Origin of the sequence: Methylobacterium sp. CCH5-D2, assembly GCF_001556475.1 — a bacterium.
Taxonomy (GTDB): domain Bacteria; phylum Pseudomonadota; class Alphaproteobacteria; order Rhizobiales; family Beijerinckiaceae; genus Methylobacterium; species Methylobacterium hispanicum.
Map to the genome: position 1 here is coordinate 1 of NZ_LSIX01001151.1, position 361 is coordinate 361.

The following is a 361-nucleotide window of genomic DNA, read 5'->3' on the forward strand; positions in this document are numbered from 1 at the left end:
ACCCCTCAACGTCTCGGGCTCCGAGACGTCCCAACACGCTCGGGCGCGGCTCTAGTCGGCGGGTTATAGGTTCGACAGTGTGCGTCCGCGGGCCGCTTTGATGACTTCGTGCGCGGGGATGGTGACCCAGGTATCGCCGCCGAGATCTGCCCCCGCCTCCAGCCAGTCGCCCACGATCCGGTAGCCGAGGGTGTAGCCGAGCCAGCGCGGATACCGTCCCCCGAAGCCGAAGAACCACGCGCGGTGGTCGTGACCGTTGCCGACGAGGGTCGCGTTGTCCGGCAGGTTGGCCGCGATCACCTCGTCGGTAACGGCGCATTCCCACGGCTCGGGCGGCGAGCCGAACAGGCGGTTTACGAAC

1 protein-coding gene is annotated in these 361 nt (G+C 68.1%); it reads right to left on the reverse strand.

Annotation, left to right across the window (positions count from 1 at the left end):
* Positions 1-63 precede the first annotated feature (63 nt).
* On the reverse strand, positions 64-361 hold a 298-nt coding region (locus AX737_RS31265; protein WP_245293533.1), incomplete at its 5' end, for a DUF2268 domain-containing putative Zn-dependent protease.